This window comes from Streptomyces sp. 7R007 (genome assembly GCF_054850255.1).
The window spans coordinates 219,116-237,229 of the sequence record NZ_JBTWMV010000007.1; the positions used below are offsets into that span (position 1 = coordinate 219,116).

General features: G+C 71.7%; 14 protein-coding genes. 10 read left to right on the forward strand and 4 right to left on the reverse strand.

All coding sequences use genetic code 11. The features are described 5' to 3' along the window. Positions 1 to 13: 13 nt before the first annotated feature. The 3 genes from ACYF6T_RS12355 to ACYF6T_RS12365 all read left to right on the forward strand — a co-directional run bounded on the left by ACYF6T_RS12355 (position 14) and on the right by ACYF6T_RS12365 (position 4,335). Positions 14 to 1,348 carry a preATP grasp domain-containing protein gene (locus tag ACYF6T_RS12355; protein WP_461695898.1) on the forward strand — a complete coding sequence of 445 codons (1,335 nt, stop codon included), beginning with the start codon at positions 14 to 16 and terminating at the stop codon, positions 1,346 to 1,348. A 22-nt stretch (positions 1,349 to 1,370) separates the two neighbouring features. After that, a complete protein-coding gene (locus ACYF6T_RS12360; RefSeq protein WP_461695900.1) occupies positions 1,371 to 2,597 on the forward strand; it encodes an MFS transporter in 1,227 nt (408 codons plus the stop codon). A 175-nt stretch (positions 2,598 to 2,772) separates the two neighbouring features. Continuing rightward, entirely contained in the window at positions 2,773 to 4,335 is a 1,563-nt protein-coding gene (locus ACYF6T_RS12365; protein WP_461695901.1) for a LuxR C-terminal-related transcriptional regulator, read from the forward strand. 3 nt (positions 4,336 to 4,338) lie between these two features. Here ACYF6T_RS12365 and ACYF6T_RS12370 read toward each other — a convergent pair whose 3' ends face one another. Continuing rightward, entirely contained in the window at positions 4,339 to 4,830 is a 492-nt protein-coding gene (locus tag ACYF6T_RS12370) for an RICIN domain-containing protein (RefSeq protein WP_461695903.1), read from the reverse strand. Positions 4,831 to 5,214: 384 nt separating this feature from the next. Here ACYF6T_RS12370 and ACYF6T_RS12375 point away from each other — a divergent pair, with 384 nt between their 5' ends. From ACYF6T_RS12375 to ACYF6T_RS12385, 3 genes are all read left to right on the forward strand, one after another. After that, positions 5,215 to 6,720 carry a helix-turn-helix domain-containing protein gene (locus tag ACYF6T_RS12375; RefSeq protein WP_461695905.1) on the forward strand — a complete coding sequence of 502 codons (1,506 nt, stop codon included), beginning with the start codon at positions 5,215 to 5,217 and terminating at the stop codon, positions 6,718 to 6,720. Between the two features lie 185 nt (positions 6,721 to 6,905). Next, positions 6,906 to 8,438, forward strand: coding sequence for a carbohydrate binding domain-containing protein (locus ACYF6T_RS12380; RefSeq protein ID WP_461695907.1), 1,533 nt, complete (start codon positions 6,906 to 6,908; stop codon positions 8,436 to 8,438). Next, a complete protein-coding gene (locus ACYF6T_RS12385) occupies positions 8,435 to 10,069 on the forward strand; it encodes a choice-of-anchor Q domain-containing protein (RefSeq protein ID WP_461695909.1) in 1,635 nt (544 codons plus the stop codon). Before ACYF6T_RS12380 ends, ACYF6T_RS12385 begins: the two co-directional genes overlap by 4 nt. Before the next feature lie 657 nt (positions 10,070 to 10,726). On the opposite strand, the gene ACYF6T_RS12390 is transcribed toward ACYF6T_RS12385, so the two are convergent. Beyond that, positions 10,727 to 12,706 carry an AfsR/SARP family transcriptional regulator gene (locus ACYF6T_RS12390; protein WP_461695911.1) on the reverse strand — a complete coding sequence of 660 codons (1,980 nt, stop codon included), beginning with the start codon at positions 12,704 to 12,706 and terminating at the stop codon, positions 10,727 to 10,729. 138 nt (positions 12,707 to 12,844) lie between these two features. On the opposite strand from ACYF6T_RS12390, the gene ACYF6T_RS12395 reads away from it, so the two are divergent. After that, complete coding sequence (locus ACYF6T_RS12395) at positions 12,845 to 13,723, forward strand: alpha/beta fold hydrolase (protein WP_461695912.1); 879 nt, start codon at positions 12,845 to 12,847, stop codon at positions 13,721 to 13,723. An 89-nt stretch (positions 13,724 to 13,812) separates the two neighbouring features. Here the strand turns inward: ACYF6T_RS12395 and ACYF6T_RS12400 are convergent, their stop codons facing one another. Together ACYF6T_RS12400 and ACYF6T_RS12405 are read right to left on the reverse strand one after the other, a co-directional pair. Then, positions 13,813 to 13,992 carry a hypothetical protein gene (locus ACYF6T_RS12400; RefSeq protein WP_461695914.1) on the reverse strand — a complete coding sequence of 60 codons (180 nt, stop codon included), beginning with the start codon at positions 13,990 to 13,992 and terminating at the stop codon, positions 13,813 to 13,815. A gap of 49 nt (positions 13,993 to 14,041) precedes the next feature. Then, positions 14,042 to 14,461, reverse strand: a complete 420-nt coding sequence (locus ACYF6T_RS12405) for an Hsp20/alpha crystallin family protein (protein ID WP_461695915.1) — start codon at positions 14,459 to 14,461, stop codon at positions 14,042 to 14,044. 285 nt (positions 14,462 to 14,746) lie between these two features. Between ACYF6T_RS12405 and ACYF6T_RS12410 the strand changes: the two genes are divergently transcribed. From ACYF6T_RS12410 to dnaK, 3 genes are all read left to right on the forward strand, one after another. Continuing rightward, the gene (locus ACYF6T_RS12410; RefSeq protein ID WP_461695916.1) at positions 14,747 to 15,133 is read left to right on the forward strand and encodes a hypothetical protein; all 387 of its coding nucleotides are present in this window, start codon (positions 14,747 to 14,749) and stop codon (positions 15,131 to 15,133) included. A gap of 85 nt (positions 15,134 to 15,218) precedes the next feature. Continuing rightward, on the forward strand, positions 15,219 to 15,641 hold the full coding sequence (locus ACYF6T_RS12415; protein WP_461695918.1) for an Hsp20/alpha crystallin family protein: 423 nt from the start codon (positions 15,219 to 15,221) through the stop codon (positions 15,639 to 15,641). 407 nt (positions 15,642 to 16,048) lie between these two features. Continuing rightward, the gene (dnaK, locus tag ACYF6T_RS12420) at positions 16,049 to 17,911 is read left to right on the forward strand and encodes a molecular chaperone DnaK (protein ID WP_461695919.1); all 1,863 of its coding nucleotides are present in this window, start codon (positions 16,049 to 16,051) and stop codon (positions 17,909 to 17,911) included. Positions 17,912 to 18,114 lie beyond the last annotated feature (203 nt).

Here is an 18,114-nt window from a genome sequence, read left to right on the forward strand (position 1 = left end):
ACCGGAGGCTCCCATGCCGAAACTCATCGTCAGCAACCAGCGCACCGACGAGATGATCGGTGACCTGGGCACCCTGCCCCCCGAGTACCGGCGGTACGTCGCCGGCCAGGCGCAGCGCATGATCTGGCTCGCCGGCCCCGGTGACGTGTTCGTCCTCCCCGTCGCACTGGACGAGGAGTTCCTCGCCTACGTCGCCGCGCTCAAGGGCATCGACCGCGACTCCTGGACCGTCGTCGTCCCGCCGGTGGGCCGCCTGGGCGAGGACGTGCTCTCCCGGGACCGGCTGGAGCACCCGGAGTTCGTCTCCCGGCTGCGCGCGGCCGTACGCGCGCACGGCGTCTCCACCATCCTGCCCTTCCACTTCGACCGGGTCAGCGTCCGGCTGGCCCGCGCCCTCGGCCTCGACGCGCACACGCCGGGCTTCCCCTTCGCCGCCCAGAGCGGTACCGCCCTGCTCAACAGCAAGGCGGTCTTCAGGGCGTTCGCCGTCGGCCACGGCATACCGGTGCCGTACGGCACGGTGACCGACGACCGGTCGGAGGCCGAGGAGTTCCTGTGGGCGGCGCTCGGTCAGGGACAGCCGGTCATCGTCAAGCAGGACTTCCACGTCGGAGGCATCGGCAACGAGATCATCACCCCGGTGCCGGGCATCCGCCCGATCGGCGCCACGGGCGCCGAGGTGATCACGGAACGCTCCGCGCTCGCCGCCCACCTCGACCGGCGCTGGGCGCACTACACCGGCCCGCACCGGGGCCGGGTGGTGCTGGAGCACTACACCCCCGAATCCCCGGCCATCTACGCGGAGTTGCTCGTCACGGACGACGGCGTACGGCTCGTCGGCCACGGCGAGATGCGGATGAAGCCGGTGATCAACGGGCTGATCGTGCCCGCCCCTTCGCAGCGGCTGGCGGCCTTCGCCGGGTTCCTCGACGACTCGCGGCGGCTGTCGGAGACGCTGCGCAGGATCGGCTACCGGGGCAGCCTGAGCGTCGACGCGATCGTCACTCCCGACGAGCGCGTCCTCGTCAACGAGATCAACGGACGCGTGGTCGGCTCGGCGCACATCCACCGCATCGGTGAGGAACTCGTGGGCGCGCACTACCCATCCGAGCGGGTCCTGATCGAAAAGCGCCGGGTCGCCTTCCCCGACTTCCGCACGACCCTGGACAAGCTCACGGCCGCCGGCCTCGCCTACGACCCCGAACGCCGTACCGGCGTGGTGGTCACCGTCCACGACAACGGCCGTACCGGCGGATTCGGCGGAAGCTGCCTCATCGCGGAAGACGAGGCCGCGGCCCGGGCATGGGAAGAGGAAGTGGACGCCCTGTTCGGAGGGGCCAGTGAGTGACGACGAGTGTGCGGGAGCGGCGGTGAGCGAACACACGAAGCAACCGGAGCGGACGCAGGCCGCGCTGAGCTACCGGGCCCTGCTCGCCCGCCCGGGGGTGCGGCCCTGGCTGCTGGTCACCCTCGCGGCGAAACTGCCCGTGGCGATGGCGCCGTTGGCCCTGGTCTTCCTGGTGCGGCAGGCACCGGGCGGCTACACGCTGGGAGCGGTGCTCGGCGGGGCGTACGTCGTCGGCGAGGTCGTCGGCGCCCCGCTGCTGGGCGCCCGGCTGACGGGCGCCCGGCTGCGCCGGGAACTCGCCCTCGGGCTGGCGACGGGCGCGGCCGCCTTCACGGGGCTCGGCTTCTGCCACACCGCGCCGCGTCCGCTGGCGCTCGCGCTGGCCTTCCTCGCCGGTGCCGCGCCGGCCGCGCACGCGGGCGGGCTGCGCGCCCTGCTGGTCGACGCCGTGCCGGAGGAGACCGTGCCCCGGGCGCTGAGCGTCGAGACCACGCTGACCCAGGGCATTTGGGCCGCCGCCCCGGCCATCGTGGCGTTCCTCGCCCTGGGCGCGGCCCCCGGCGCCCCGCTGTTCCTCGCCGGCTGCTGCGCGGCCCTGGCGGCGGTCGGCGTCCGCACCCTGCCGCAGACCGGGCCGAACGCCGCCGCGGCAGCGGTGGACACCGGGGGGCGCAAGCCCTCACGCGCCCGGGCCCTGATCGCGGGCTGGCCGGTCTACCTCACCAGCGCCGCGGCGATGGCCCTGCTGGCCACGGCCGAACTGGTGCTGCCGGCGCTGCTGGAATACCGCGCGCTGCCCGTCGAGTGGTCGGGACCGCTGCTGACCGTGTTCTCCCTGGCCAGCGTTCTGGGCGGGCTGCTGTACGGGGCGCGGAGCTGGCCGGGCGGGGCGCGGGCGCAGAGCCTGGTCCTGCTGGTTTTGATGGCGGCGTTCGTGGCGCTGACCGCCGTACTGCCCGGACTCGCGGGCATCGCCGTGGCGCTGCTGCTCGCCGGCGTCTTCAAGTCTGGGGTCATGGTCACCCGCAACCTGTCGCTGCGCGAACGCGTCCCGGCGGACATGCTCGCGGCGGGCTACTCCCTCATGTACGCCGTCCAGGGCGTCGGTTACAGCCTCACCGCCTCCCTGGCCGCGGTGGTCCTCGCGCACGCGGAACCCGCGGTGGCCGTCCTCAGCGGCGCCGCACTCACGCTGCTGCTCACCGTCGTCAGCGCACTGGCCGAACGCAGGAGGCCCCATATCGCATAACCCGGCGCCGAAAGCAAATCGCACCCACGGCATTCGGCCGAAAAGGCCGAGTGCCGCCGTTTCATGCCTCGTTCACAATGCAATGGGTGAACCCGGTTAAGATCCCGGCGTGGCCGGGGCCCGAATCCGCTCCGGACGACATGGTGAACCAGCGCGAGAAAGCGGTGTGAACCCATTGTCCATTGCAGTGAAGAACGAGGACTCGACACTCCTGAGTTCCGCGTCTCTGCTCGCCTCGCAAGGCAGCGTCGACCAGATCGCCGCCTTGCTGCGTGCCATGGTGAACGAGCCCTTGGGGTTGGCCCGGACGCTGGCCTCGGTCGGCTCCGTCGACCGGGCGGTGGGACTCGTCGAGGCGGCTCTCACCCTCGGGCTGTCCGCGGAGTTGAGCGCTCGACTACGGTGTCTGCTGGCCGAGTTACGGATGGCCGGCGGCGAGGTGCCGGACGCGCTCGCCCTGGCCGACGGCATCCTCCGGGACGGCGGCGAGACACCCGCCTCGGTGCGCGACGCCGTGGCCGCCAGCCGCATGTTCGCCCGCTACTTCCAGGACCCCGCCCAGGGCAGGCGGGAGGCCGAGACCGTCCTGCGCGCCCACGGCGGACGAGTCGTCGGCGAGGCCGAGGTGCTGGCCGCGTCGGCGGTGATGTCGGACGCCGTCCTGTCCGAGGGACGCCTGGTGGAAGCAGTGCGGCTGGCCCGGGAGGCCGTGGCCTCGGCCTCCGCGATGCCCTCCCCGGTCTGGCGGGCCTACCTCCGCCTGGTGCTCGCCGAGCGGCTCGTCGACGCGGGCGCCTGCGAGGAAGCCGAACGCGTGATCGGAGCCGCCCGGACGGGCATCGGCGAGACGACCGGCGGCATGGACATCGTCTTCGCCCGGCTGCGCACCCGGCTGCTCGGCTACCAGGGCCGGCTGGCCGAGGCCCGTGACGAGGCCCAGCAGGCCCTGGCGGCCGCCGTGGGCCGCGGTGCCCGGCTCTATGTCCCGCCGCTGCTGGCCGCGCTCGGCCAGCTCGCCCTGCGGTTCGGCGACGTCGACGGTGCCGCCGACTACGTCCGCGGCTGCCGGGAGGCCCTCGCCGAGACGGGCGGACGCTTCCCCTCGACCGCCTACGACTGGGTCGACCTTCAGGTCACCGCCGCCCGCTCCGGACCGCGGGTCGCGCTGGAGCGGATGAACTACCACTACACCGCCACCGACCGGCGCACCGCGCTGTTCATACGCCAGCCGGGCGCCGCCGCCTGGTTCGTACGGACCGCGCTGGCGGCCGGCGACGCGCACTGGCCCGCGGTCGCGGCCGACACCGCCCGACGGCTGGCCGAACGCAATCCCGGCGTGCCCACGCTCGCGACCGCCGCGCTGCACGCGAGGAGTCTGCTGGAGGGCGATCCGGACGGTCTGGTGCGGGCGGCGACGGAACACGGTCACCACTGGGCCAGGACCACCGCCGCCGAAGACCTGACCACGCTGCTGGATGCCCGTTCCCGCCGCCCGCTGCCGGCCCCCGCCTCGGCGGAGCCGGCCTCCGCCGAGGCGCAGTCCGACGCGCTGAGCGAGGTGGAACGCACGGTGGCCCGTCTGGTCGGCGAGGGTCTGACCAACCAGCAGGTCGCCCTGCGGCTGCGCCGCTCCCCGCACACCGTCAACTACCACCTGCGCAACATCTTCCGGAAACTCGGCATCGGCTCCCGGGTGGAACTGGCCCGCCACGCCCACCTGTGGGAATCGGTGCCGTGAGGTTCAGTACCAGAGCTGGTCGGCGTGTGCCTGCGCCTCCCACAGGACCAGGCGGGCGCCGTTGGCCGTCGAGCCGCCCTGGACGCCGACGATGAGCCCCGACTTGTAGTTGACCAGGTAGTACAAGTCCCCGCTGTACTGGGATGACGCCCAGTACTGGTCGGCCCCGCCGTTGCACGCCCAGGTGCGCACCAGCGCGCCCTGGGACGTGCTTCCGCCGCTGACGGCCAGGCACTCGCCGTTCCCGTTGATCACCTGGTGCCAGCCGGCCGAGTTGGCCGAACCGACGTGCCACAGCTGGTCGGGGTTGCCGGTGCAGGTCCAGTCACCGGCGTAACCGCCGGAGATCCCTATGCACCGGCCCGAGTTGTAGTTGTGCAGGTTGGCACCGGTGGGGGAGAGGATGTCCGCGGACGCCGGGGCGGTGGTGGCGGCGAAGAGTGCTCCTGCCAAGGACAGGCAGGCGAGCAGGGACTTGCAGAACTTCAGCTGCATCGGGTGCTTCCCATCGCGTTGAGGTGAGCGGCCCGCGGCATGGTGCGTGCGGCGGGCCGGCCGGATGCCGAGCAGCCTGTGGCGGTGCCGGGAGACGGGGCAATGCCGGACGGGCGGACCTCATCAATCAATCAACTCCCGACCAACGACCGGCACATGCGAACACCCTGCCGGGCCCTCGCCCACCCGCCTGTCACCTGCGGATACGTCTCGGCTGCGGCGAGCCGTGCGCTGCGCCGGCCGCGCGGCCCCGCCCCCATGCGGCTGTCCGAGCCGACCGGCGGTGCGGACGGCGTAAAGGTGTCTGGACAATCCGTATGCCATGGGCGATGAGATAGACCCCGGCACCGAGTCGACCGGTCATGGTCGCGGGAGGGAGCGAAGGTGAGCCGACGCGAGATCGCGATCGATCCGACGGCCGGGCCGGTGGAACGCTTCGCCTGGGAGTTGCGGCAGCTGCGGGCCGCCGCCGGTGCGCCGGGATACCGCCAACTGGCCGCACGCGCCCACTACTCGGCCTCCGCGCTGTCCACCGCCGCGAGCGGAAAGGCCCTGCCGACGCGTGAGGTGACGCTGGCCTTCGTGGCCGCCTGCGGTGGGGACGTCGAGGAGTGGGCAGCCAAGTGGGCCGCGACCACAGCGGAGTTGGCGGCCCTCAAGAGCCGGACCGGAACGGCAGCGAACCTCTCCGCCGCACCGCGGGGCGCGAAGACCGGCATCCCCGAGGCCACAGCGCCGGTCTCATCGACCCCGCCCGAACGGGCCGACCAGCCGCAGACGCGAAGACGGCCCATCTCCCCTCGGCGCCGGCACCGCCTCCTGGCCGCCGTCATGGCCGCGGCCGCCGTGACCGCGGCGGTACTGCTGGCCGCGGCGCCCGCTCCCGCACCGGCGGCCTGGACGGCGACAGCCGGGGACGACTGCCCGCACGACGCCACCCGCGGAGTGACGATGAACCAAGGCGGCGCCGACGGGGGCAGCGGCTGGACGCTGGCCGTCGGCGGCGACTGGACCGGAAGCGGCTGCCGGGGCGACTACCGCTACACCGCGGCCAGCGGAGACGACCTGCCGGGACACGACGGCTTCATCTGGTGGTTCCGGCCCGAGCACCTGCGCAGCGGCAGCTGCTCGGTGCGGCTGCACATACCCCAGGGCGACACCTGGTACGTCGGCGGCCATCCCGCGTACTACACGGTCCGGTCAGGAGCCGGTGCCAGGGTGGTCGGCGCGTTCACCGTCGACCAGGTGCGCCACCACGGCCAGTGGGTCGAGGCGGGCCGCTTCCCCCTGAGCGACGGACAGTTGTCGGTACGGCTGTCCGACCGCGGCCCCACCCGGGACAACGTCGCTGCGGGCGCCCTGTCGGTGCGCTGCACCCGCGCCGGCACCCGGGCGCCCTCGGTGCCCGCCTCGCTCGCGGCGGACGGCCGGGCGCCCGCCACGACCGTCACCACCCCGCCGAAGGACAGCTTCGACACCGGGGGCGGCAGCGACGACGGATGGAGCCCGCTGTGGGGCGACATCGCGGTCGGTGTCACCACCCGGCACGCCCTCGACGGGCGGCACGCCCTGGCCGTGACCGCGACGGGCCGCAAGACCTACAGCGCGGTGGGCACACCGGACGGGGCTCGCAGCCTGCACCCGGGAAGCACCGTCGTCTTCCATCTCTGGAGCGACGGACAGTGCGGTACGGGAGCCGTTCAGCCCTTGGTCCAGGACGCCGGCTTCACCGCCCACCCGGCCGCCGCCGAACGCCCGCTGCCCTGCCACCCCGGCTGGACCACCCTCGACTGGACCGTCCCGCCGGTTGCTTCGGTGCACGCCGTCGGCCTACAGATCACCACTCACGGCAAGCCCGTACGCATCCTCCTGGACGACATCCACTGGTGACCACCGGCTCGCTGACGACGAGGTGCTCCGCAGGTCGGCCGGACGAGCGAGCCTGCCGTAGGCCGCCGCGTCGTTGATTGATTGTTCGCGATTACCCGCAACACCCAGGTCGGCCTTGCCGCACCGACGCTGCCCCACCCAGCCTCGATGCCACATCCACTCCCCACCGACTTGGGAGGCACCCCATGTCCATGACCCTGACCCGGCATGGCCCGACACGGTCGCGGCGGACCGTCGTCGGCGTCACGGCGGCGGCCGCGCTGACCGCCGCCGCCCTGCTGCCGCTGGCCGCGCCCCACCCGGCCGGCGCGGCCGACGCCGCCGCTCAGGCCGCCCCCGTCTTCGGCGTCAACATGTCCCTGTACGGCAAGACCGACCACCTGGCCACCGACGCCAACACCCAGGCGCTGTTCGGGAGATGGGGCACCCCGATGGTCCGCGTACCGCTGCGGGCGACGTACCCCGACACCGGCGCGGCGCTCCAGGACGACGACTGGCTGACGGCCATGAAGGCCGTCCAGAAGGTCGGCGCCACCCCCGTCCTCATCCTCCGCGGCCCCGGCGGCGGCCGCACCACCGCCGACATCCAGGCCACCGACACCCACCTGATGAACCTCGTCCACCAGGTGTTCCAGAACAGCACCGTCTACCTGGAGTTCGGCAACGAACCGGACCTGGCGGGGGTGGACGCCGCCCACTACACCGACGCCTGGAACACGGTGATCCCCGCCTTGAAGGCCCAGTACCCGGACGCCGACTACCAGTTCGTCGGCCCGGTCCTCTCCCGCTCCGACGGAACCTCCGCCGACTACATCGCCGGCTTCGCCGCGGACGCGGCCCCCGAACCCGACGCCCTGTCCTGGCACGAATACCTCTGCGACACCACCGTCAAGTCCGACGGCAGCGGCGGCTGGAACGACCCCGGCTCCGGCGACGACACCTGCACGACCCACCTGGCCAACTGGCAGAAGCACGTCACGAACATCGAGGACAAGGTCACGTCCGCGCTCGGCCACTCGCTGGACTACTTCATCTCGGAGTGGAACATAGACCCCAGCGACCAGGGGGCGGCCTACACGTCCGCCCACGCCGACGACCTCGCGACGTGGACGACAGCCGCCGTCGACGAGCTGCGCTCCCTGAGCCCGGCACCGTCGGGCGCCATGATCTACACGGCCACCGACCACGGCAACTTCGGCCTGGTCACCGGCAGCACCACGCTCACCGCCCAGGGCACCGCGTTCGAGGACGCCATGAACGGCGGCTCTGGTGGTGGGCCTGGTGGTGGTTCTGGCGGGGGTGGTGTGACGGTGGGGTTCGAGGACGGTACGGCTGACCACTGGTCGGGGTTTTACGGGAACGCGAACCCGGTGGTGACCTCGGACGTCGCGTATGAGGGCACGCATGCGTTGCGGTTCAATCTCAGCGCCACTGGTCACAGTGCGGTGGGCACTTCCACCGGGCTGGGTGCGGTGAGGGCGGGGTCGACGGTGACGTATCACGTCTACGCGGCCCAGTCGGCGACGACGGTCACGCCGTTCGTGCGGGACAAGAGCTACGCCGCGACGATGGCCGGTTCGGTGGTCCTGCCGAAGGGGCAGTGGGCGACGGTCACCTGGACCGTGCCGTCGGTGAGCGGCGTCGGTGCCATCGGCCTGGACGCCTCCTCCGGCACCGGCACGGTCACCATCGACGCACTCACCTGGCCGACGTCGTGAGCGGCCGCGGGAGAGCATGGGCGGCGGCCTGCTCGACGGTCGCGCTGACACTGGCGGGCTTCGGGGCCCAGGCGGTGGTGCTGAACGGCAGCGCGGTCGCGGCGCCGGTCACGGACTTCTACGTATCGGCGACGTCCGGCAGCGACTCCAACGACGGTTCCCCGGCCCACCCGTGGAAGACGATCGCCTTTGCGGCGGACCAGGACCTCGCCGCCGGCACGACCGTGCACGTGGCCGACGGCACCTACACCGACCCCGTCGACAACGACAACAACGGGACGGCGAGCGCGTACATCACCTTCGCCGCCGACCACGCGGGCCGCGCGCTGATCGATCTCAGCGCCGACCACGACGCGAACGACTTCCCGTTCGAGAACGAGGGGAACTACGTCCGCATCACCGGCTTCGAGGTCACGGGCCCGACCGCGAAACAGGGCATTCATCTGAGCGGTTCCCACAATGTCGTCGATCACAACGACGTCCACGGCATCCGTCGCCACGTCACGTGCACGAGCAGTTCGGCCGCCAACGGGGACGGTCTGGGAGACGACTCGGAGACCTCCGGCAACGCGTTCGTCGCGAACACCGTGCACGATGTCGGACCGGACGGGGAGTGCCAGTACACCCACGGCATCTACCCGTCCGGGGGCGGGGACCTGATGCAGAACAACATCGCCTACGACAACGCCGGTTCCGGGCTGCGCTTCAACAGCAACCTGGTGGGGGCGACGATCTCCAACAACCTCGTCTTCGCCAACCGGCAGCACGGCATCAGCATCTCCGGTGACGACGACAGTGACGAGACCGCCGCCGGCTTCGTGATCACGAACAACATCATCGTCGACAACGGCAGCAGCGGAATCTACGTCAACGCCAACGCCGACTCCGACGACAACGAGTACGGGCACAACCTCTTCCACGGCAACGACGGCGCGGACTTCACCAACAGCGACAGGGACAACTGGACGCCGGACAACGCCGAAGGCGAGGTGGACGACGACCCCGGACTCGTGGACTACCAGGCCGACGGCAGCGGCGACTACCACCCGACCGCGGACAGCCCGTGCGTCAACGCGGGCACCGCCAAGGGCGCCCCGGGCACCGACTTCGACGGCGTCCTGCGACCGCAGGGCGACGGCTACGACATCGGCCCGTACGAGTACGTGTCGGGCGGCGGCTCTGGTGGTGGGCCTGGTGGTGGCTCTGGCGGGGGTGGTGTGACGGTGGGGTTCGAGGACGGTACGGCTGACCACTGGTCGGGGTTTTACGGGAACGCCAACCCGGTGGTGACCTCGGACGTCGCGTATGAGGGCACGCATGCGTTGCGGTTCAGTCTCAGCGCCACTGGTCACAGTGCGGTGGGCACTTCCACCGGGCTGGGTGCGGTGAGGGCGGGGTCGACGGTGACGTATCACGTCTACGCGGCCCAGTCGGCGACGACGGTCACGCCGTTCGTGCGGGACAAGAGCTACGCCGCGACGATGGCCGGTTCGGTGGTGCTGCCGAAGGGGCAGTGGGCGACGGTCACCTGGACCGTGCCGTCGGTGAGCGGCGTCGGTGCGATCGGCCTGGACGCCTCCTCCGGCAGCGGCACGGTCACCATCGACGCACTCACCTGGCCGACGTCGTAGCAGAGCGTCCGCCCAACAGCGGCCCCGTTTCCGGACTCGACGAGGGGAGAGCCCGGCGACGGGGCCGCATCGCCGGTCTGTGTCCGAGGGGCGCGCTCTGCGAACACCGACAGGCGCAGCACGGCGTAGCGGCCGATGCCGACCAGTGCGGTGGCCGACAGGTACACCGTCTGCTGCAGCACGAGTCCGGCGCCGGGGCGGAGCAGGGTCAGCGCGCCGACCGCGGCGGAGGTGGCGAGCCAGCCGACGGCGATGGTGGCCGCGCTTTTCAGATGGCCGGCCAGACCGGGCCGTCCGTGGCCGAACGAGACGCGGGCGTGCACCTCGGTGGCGGCCACGGTCGAGGCGACGGTGGTCAGGACGTTCGCCGCCATCCACGGGATCCACTGGGAGAGCAGGACCAGAGCCGCCGAGGCGGCCAGGGTGACGGCGCTGCCCAGCCCGGCGAAGCGCGCGAACGCCGCCGCGTGACGGCGGATCAGTCGCAGGCCGTTCATGGTGGTCCCCTCCCCGGAAGGTACCCCTTGCGGGGCCGTCGTCGTCGTGCCGGAGAGCGTCGCCGACTCGCCCTTCACTGGCCTTTCAGGGCGCTTTCAGGGGTCCGTCCGTGGTGAAACCGGGGCGGCACCACGCGCTGCGGTCCCGGCCCGGCCCACCTCAGTGGGCGGCCGGGCCGAGCGCGGCCGTGAGCTCGTCCAGGTACGTCGAGACCGGGCCGAGGGTGAGCAGGCCGCTGCCCGCTCCGGCCAGTTCGTGTGCTGCCGGGGTCAGGACGCTGTGCGCGCGTCGCATGGTGTCGCGGTCTTCGAGGGCCAGCGCGGCTCGGGCGGTGAGGCACCAAAGGGCCTCGTGGAGAAGGTCGTTGGGCGGGTCGGGGGTTGCGTGGAGCGCGTCGGCGGCTTCGGACCTGTGCCCTTGGTCGAGCAGGAGCAGAGGGCGCGACCAAGGGGCGTACGGCCCCCAGTCCTCGTCATCGGAGAAGCGCAGAGGCCGGCCGTGCCGTAGGCGCAGGCACAGCAGGGTGAGAGGCAGCAGGCCGCGGGAGAGGCCGGGCATTCCGGCGCCTTCCAGGAGGGACGCCGCTGTGCGGTAGGCCGCTTCCGCCTCCGCGAACGGCGCGCGGTCGGCGGCGTCGCGGCGGAGCGCGGCGTACCAGCCGGTGAACACGCCTACCAGGGGCCGTTCATGCCGCTTGGCCAGGCGGTCCGCCGCGCGGGCGTGGCGGTCGGCGGCGGCGAAGTCCCCGAGAGCGCTGCGTGCCTGCAGGCGGATGAGGTGGCCGAGCACCTCGAACGCGCCCAGTCCGTGCGGGCCGGACAGCGCGACGAGCTCCGCGCCGATCTCGTCGCGGCGCGCGGCCAGCCCGGCGTGTTCGAAGCACTGCATGAACGCGGCGTTGAGAGCGAAGGCCAGCAGTGTGGGGTCGGCCAGGCGACGGGCGGTTTCCTCCGCCTGGCGGGCGGCCTGCCGGGCGCGGGGCGAGGCGGTGCCGCGTGATTCCAGGGCGATCGTGGCCAGCAACCGGGCGCGGGCGGCCTCGTGACCCTCGGCGGGCAAGGCCACGAGGGTGCGCTCCGCGGCCGCCACCACCTGTGCGGCCTGCTCCGGATCGTCCAGGCGGGTCCAGATGGCCGGGACGTCGTAGGCGCCGATCACCCGAGCGGTGAGTTCCGCGTCGCCCAGCCTCTCGGCGGCCGTGATGGCCGCGGCGCGGTGCTCCCGGGCGGCGAGCAGGCCGCTGCCGCCGGTCAGGGCGAGGGTGCGCAGCAGGCCCATGGTCGATTCCAGGCGGGTCCGTGAGCTCGCGGGCACCGCGCGGTCGTAGGCGGCCGCGGCCTGTTCCCACACGCGCTCGGCACCGTCGCCCCGGCCGGGGCCGGCGTCGAGGCACGCGGCCTGCTGGAGGATGTCCGCCTCCAGCAGGCGCAGTCCGGGGCCCGGGTCGATGCCCACCTGTTCGGCCAGGAGCGTGCGCGCCCGGCGCAGTACGGCCAGCGCGTCGGTCTGCCGGCCCGCCCGGTACAGCGCCAGAGCCAGCAGCCGCCAGCCGTTCTCGCGCCAGGGGTGCTCGGCGGTGTGGGCGCGCAGGTCGGCGGCCGCGCGGTCGGCCAGGCCCAGGGACAGCAGGGCCTGGGCGTGCTCTTCGACGGCGTGCAGCCGCAGCTCGGCCAGGCGGTGGCTCTCGGGCCGGGCCCAGGGCTGGTCGGCGAACTCGGCGTAGGCGGGCCCGCGCCACCAGCCGAGCGCCTCCTCCAGCCGCTCGGCCGCCTCCTCGGGCGGCAGTCCGGCGGCGGAGGTCACCGCCTGTTCGAAACGCCGGGCGTCCACGGTGTCCGCGGCAGCGCGCAGGGCGTACCCCGGTCCCTCGGTGACCAGCAGCCGGGCCGGGGCGCGTGGCGGGCGGGCGGGTTCCAGGGTGCGGCGCAGGGCGGCCACGAACGTGCGCACCGCGCTCACCGCGTCCGTGGGCGGATCCGGCCACAGGTCGTCGACCAGCCGGGAGACCGGGACGACCCGGCCCCTGGCGATGATCAACCGGGCCAGTACCGAGCGGTGCCGGGGCCCCTTCAACGCGATCGGGCTGCCGTCTTCGTCCCAGGCCGCCACCGGCCCGAGCACCCCGAAGTGGAGACGCACCCCGCCACCGCCCCTTTCCGTCGCACCCGCCCGGTCCGCGCACCATCGCCGACCCGCGGGCGTTCCTGCCGCTCATCCCATGCTCATCCATCGCCCAGAGGATCGAGAAACCCGGTCACCCACCGAACGGAGCACGCCGTGGTACCTGTCATCCCTGGCTTCGAACCTCACGAGATCCCCGTCGGCGACGGAATCCGCCTCCATGCGGCCGTCGGCGGTTCGGGCACGCCCGTCGTGCTGCTGCACGGCTTCCCGCAGACCCACCTGATGTGGCGGCACGTGGCCGTCGACCTCGCCGCCGACCACACCGTGATCTGCCCCGACCTGCGCGGTTACGGCGCCAGTGGCAAACCCGCCGAGACCGACGGCACCGTCTACGCCAAGCGCACCATGGCCGCGGACATCGTCACGCTGGCCCGCGCCCTCGGCCACGAGCGTTTCGCCCTGGCCGGCCACGACCGCGGCGCCCTGGTCGCCTTCCGCGCGGCCCTCGACCACCCGGACGCCGTCACGCACCTCGCCTGCCTCGACGTACTGCCCACCCTGGACATGTGGGAGGTGATGCGCGGGGTCGGCGCCGCCGTCGGATTCCACCTGTACCTGATGGCCCAGCCGCCCGGTCTGCCCGAGCGCATGATCGCGGCCGAAGCGGACGCCTTCTTCGGTTACTTCCTCGACATCTGGACCAACGACGAACGGGCCCTGCCGCCCGATGTCCGCGCCGCCTACCTGGATGCCTGCCGCAGGTCGGTGCCGTCCATCGTGGCCGACTACCGTGCCTCGGCCGGCATCGACCTCGAACACGACCGAGCGGATCGAGCGGCCGGCAACCGGCTGCGGATGCCGGTCACCGTACTCCAGCAGGACTGGGGTGCCGCCCTCGGTTTCGACGCGGCCGCGCTGTGGGGCGCCTGGGCTGCCGATCTCAAGCACAGCACGGTCACCTGTGGGCACTTCATGGCCGAGGAGGCGCCGGGCGAGGTCGCGGCGGCGCTGCGAGGGTTGCTGGCCCGCTGAGGGGAGGCCTGGCGTCTCATACACGGCTGTGGATGACGCCAGGCTCCGGGGCTGGGGCAGACGGGCAGGCCGGCGAGGCGGGGGTGTCCTCAGGCCGCCTGGCAGTGTTCGTGCGGGCCCAGTGCGGTCCGCAGGCGCTGGTAGCGGTCGAGGTCTTCCCAGGTGTCGTGGTGGGCGGGGCTGGGGTGACGGCGTCCGGTCCTCCAGGCCCAGACGCTCGAGGCGATACCGGTGACGAACGGGATGAGCAGCCACAGCAGAGCGGCCACGGGACAACCTCCTTCGTAGGGGCGGCGGGGCGGAACTCGGGGGAGGCCCTCAGGACGGGAGCTGCTTCGGCGGGCCGCCGGAGACGGCGATCTTGCGGGGCTTGGCGTGTGCGGCCAGCGGGATGCGCAACGTCAGGACGCCGTTGTCGTACGCGGCCTCCGCGGCGTCGGTGTCCAGCGCGTCGGACAGGGTCAGGCGGCGCAGGAACCGTCCGGTGGGCCGCTCGGTGAGGACGGGGCGGGCGTGGGGCGGGATGGGGGAGCGGCGCTCGGCGGTCAGTACCAGCGTGCCTCGCTCCACCGTCAGTTCGACGCTGGAGCGGTCCATGCCGGGCAGGTCGAACTGCAGGTACAGAGCGTCATCGTCGCGCCATGCGTCCGCGGGGATGAAGCCGTCCGTCGCAGCGGTACGTGAGAGCTGGTGCGTGAGCCGGTCGAGATCACCGAGCGCGCCGGGACGCGCAAGCATGGCTCCTTCTCCCTTCGCGTGCGGGTGATGGTCGTCGTAGGTGAGGTCCAGCGGAACTCGTCCAACCGTATAGCCGACGGCAGATTAATTGACAAGCGAAAGCTGGATGAAGTTGACAGCATCTCGCTCAAGTATCTACCACGTTCAGTGAACTCGATCGGAAGGAGGCCGTGATGACGGAGGGGAGGAAGGTCCGACGCTGGCCTTGACGGCGCTCGCCCTGGTGGTCGTGGCCACGTGGTGCTGTGGCTGCGGCCGCGATCGGTCCGGAGTCGCTGGAAGGAGGTGAGCATCGTGGTACGCCTGTCCGCCGACGGCGGTGACCTGGTGGTGCGCCTGCCCTGGCGGTGGGTGCCGGCGGCGCGGTGCCGGGAGGTGCGGATGCCCTTGGCGTGCGTGGACGAGGTCCGCGTGGAGCCGCACTGGTGGCGCGCGCTGCGTCCGCGTCCGGGGCGTCGGTACCGCTTCCGCCCTGGGCGATGGTGCGTGGGCGAGCTGGAAGGCGGTCGAAGCCGGGACTTCGTCGCCGTGCGCGCTCAGGGGCCGGTCCTCGTGGTGTCGGCCTTCGGGCCGGACGCGCCCTACGGTCGTCTGGCTGTCTCCACGGACGAGCCGGAACGGACTGCGGCCTGGCTACGGCAGCTCACGGCCAAGACCGCCGAAAAAAGTTGAGTCGATAGGCGTCAACTTTCCGTCGGCGTGGTATATCAATAGCAGAGCGAAGGATGCAGGGGACGACCTCGAAGGAGGGATGAACATGCTGATGCGTACGGATCCCTTCCGCGAGCTTGACCGGCTCGTCGATCGGGTCTGGGGCGCCGTCACGCACCCGGCGGGCGTGCCGATGGACGCCTGGCGGGAGGGTGACACGTTCCTCGTGGAGCTGGACCTGCCGGGAGTAAGCCCGGAATCCATCGACCTCGATGTCGAGCGCAACGTCCTGACGGTGAAGGCCGAGCGCAAGCCCGGGTACGGCGAAGGCGTCGACACGGTGATCGCCGAGCGGCCCGTCGGGACGTTCAGCCGCCGGCTGTTCCTCGGGGAGGCCCTCGACACCGAGAGGATCGAAGCGTCCTACGACGCGGGTGTGCTGAGGCTGCGGATCCCGGTCGCGGAGCAGGCCAAGCCGCGCAAGATCGCCATCAGCGGCGGCAGCGAGCGCAAGGAACTCGCCGGCTGACACGGCATGCACCTTCTCCAGGCCCTGGGTGGAAGCCCAGGGCCTTGCCCTGTCCAGCACGGTGGCCCGACGCCCGTCAGGACCCGTTCGGGTGGTCCTGTTCTCCGCTGTCCGCGGTGAACACCTTCGTGAAGGTGGCACCGCAACGGCAGCGGGAGTACTCGACCAGTTCTCCGTCTTCGGACACGCTCAGCCCTTGGCTGAGTCGCACGTGTACGTGATCACCCATGCGGAGTCGCTTTCCTTGACGCCGGTCGTCCGCCTCATCGTGAACGTCGGCCACTTCCGCCGGCAATGCCCCAGCTCACACGGTTCGCGCCCGCTCCGAACTTGACACCGGTCGACTCAAGTTTTATCTCTCTGGAAGAGGCAAGGGACGTACGAGCACGGGTGAGGAGGAGAGCCAGATGGCGCGTGCGGTAGGAATCGACCTCGGTACGACGAACTCGGTGGTCTCGGTCCTCGAAGGCGGCGAGCCCACCGTGATCACCAACGCGGAGGGCGCGCGGACCACCCCCTCGGTGGTGGCGTTCGCCAAGAACGGTGAGGTCCTGGTCGGCGAAGTGGCCAAGCGGCAGGCGGTGACGAACGTCGACCGCACCGCCCGCTCCGTCAAGCGCCACATGGGCGACCACGGCTGGCGGTTCCCGGAGCACGGCGGCGTCGACGGCAAGAAGTACACCGCGCAGGAGATCTCCGCGCGCGTGCTGCAGAAGCTCAAGCGGGACGCCGAGTCCTACCTCGGCGAGGACGTCACCGACGCCGTGATCACCGTTCCGGCGTACTTCGACGACACCCAGCGCCAGGCCACCAAGGAGGCCGGGCAGATCGCCGGCCTGAACGTGCTGCGGATCATCAACGAGCCGACGGCGGCGGCGCTGGCGTACGGCCTGGACAAGGAGAACGACCAGACGGTCCTCGTCTTCGACCTCGGCGGCGGCACCTTCGACGTGTCCCTGCTGGAGATGGGCGAGGGCGTCATCGAGGTCAAGGCCACCAACGGCGACACGCACCTCGGCGGTGACGACTGGGACCAGCGGATCGTCGACCACCTGGTGAAGCAGTTCAAGAACCACTACGGCGTGGACCTGTCCCAGGACAAGATGGCCGTGCAGCGGCTGCGCGAGGCCGCCGAGAAGGCCAAGATCGAGCTGTCCTCGTCCAGTGAGACGACCATCAACCTGCCCTACATCACCGCCTCCGCCGAGGGCCCGCTGCACCTGGACGAGAAGCTGACGCGCGCCCAGTTCCAGCAGGTGACCGCGGATCTGCTGGAGCGGTGCAAGGCGCCGTTCCACAACGCGGTCAAGGACGCCGGGATCGAGGTGTCCGACATCGACCATGTCGTGCTGGTCGGTGGGTCCACGCGCATGCCGGCGGTGACCGAGCTGGTGAAGGAGCTGACGGGCAAGGACCCGCACAAGGGCGTCAATCCCGACGAGGTCGTGGCCGTGGGCGCCGGCCTGCAGGCCGGTGTCCTCAAGGGCGAGGTCAAGGACGTCCTGCTGCTCGACGTCACCCCGCTGTCCCTGGGCATCGAGACCAAGGGCGGCATCATGACCAAGCTGATCGAGCGCAACACCACGATCCCGACGCGCCGTTCGGAGATCTTCACCACCGCCGACGACAACCAGCCGTCCGTGACCGTGCAGGTCTACCAGGGCGAGCGGGAGATGGCGGCGTACAACAAGAAGCTCGGCATGTTCGAGCTGACGGGCATCGCCCCCGCGCCGCGCGGGGTGCCGCAGATCGAGGTCGCCTTCGACATCGACGCCAACGGGATCATGCACGTCTCCGCCAAGGATCTCGGCACCGGCAAGGAGCAGAAGATGACCGTCACCGGCGGCTCGGCGCTGCCGAAGGAGGACATCGACCGCATGGTCCGCGAGGCCGAGCAGCACGCCGAGGAGGACCGCCGGCGGCGTGAGGCGGCCGAGGCCCGCAACCAGGGCGAGCAGCTCGTCTACCAGACCGAGAAGCTCCTGCGGGAGAACAGCGGCGACATCCCCGCGCAGGCCAGGAGCGAGACGGAGGCGGCGCTGGCCGAGCTGAGGGAGAAGCTGAAGGACGAGAGCGCGGACACGGCCGCGATCCGGCAGGCGATCGACCGGACCACGCAGGCCGCGCAGAAGATCGGCGCGGCCCTGTACGAGAAGTCGCGCGCCGAGCAGTCCTCTGACCCGGCCGGCGCGTCGCCCACCGGCGGTGCGGCCGAGGACGAGGTGGTGGACGCCGAGATCGTCGACGACGACATGGCCCAGGCCGGCTGACGACGGCCCCCTTGGCGGACCGTCCGACCGTGCCGCGCCGCCCGAGACGGAGCGCGTGCCTGAGCCTGCTTGCCGACGGGCGTCCTGCGGTGCTACATGAACAGTTGGCACTCTCCGAGTGAGAGTGCCAAACGGCTGGATCGGGTGACGGGCTCGTGCGGTCGTGGGCCGAGCATCCGGTCGCGCGGGTGAACGTCGCGGAC

Excerpts from the sequence above, each read along its gene's own strand:
- ACYF6T_RS12405 (WP_461695915.1), bottom strand. The coding sequence starts at position 14,461 with ATGCTTGCGCGTCCCGGCGCGCTCGGTGATCTCGACCGGCTCACGCAC.
- ACYF6T_RS12380 (WP_461695907.1), top strand. The coding sequence starts at position 6,906 with ATGTCCATGACCCTGACCCGGCATGGCCCGACACGGTCGCGGCGGACC.
- ACYF6T_RS12370 (WP_461695903.1), bottom strand. The coding sequence starts at position 4,830 with ATGCAGCTGAAGTTCTGCAAGTCCCTGCTCGCCTGCCTGTCCTTGGCA.
- ACYF6T_RS12415 (WP_461695918.1), top strand. The coding sequence starts at position 15,219 with ATGCTGATGCGTACGGATCCCTTCCGCGAGCTTGACCGGCTCGTCGAT.
- dnaK (WP_461695919.1), top strand. The coding sequence starts at position 16,049 with ATGGCGCGTGCGGTAGGAATCGACCTCGGTACGACGAACTCGGTGGTC.
- ACYF6T_RS12355 (WP_461695898.1), top strand. The coding sequence starts at position 14 with ATGCCGAAACTCATCGTCAGCAACCAGCGCACCGACGAGATGATCGGT.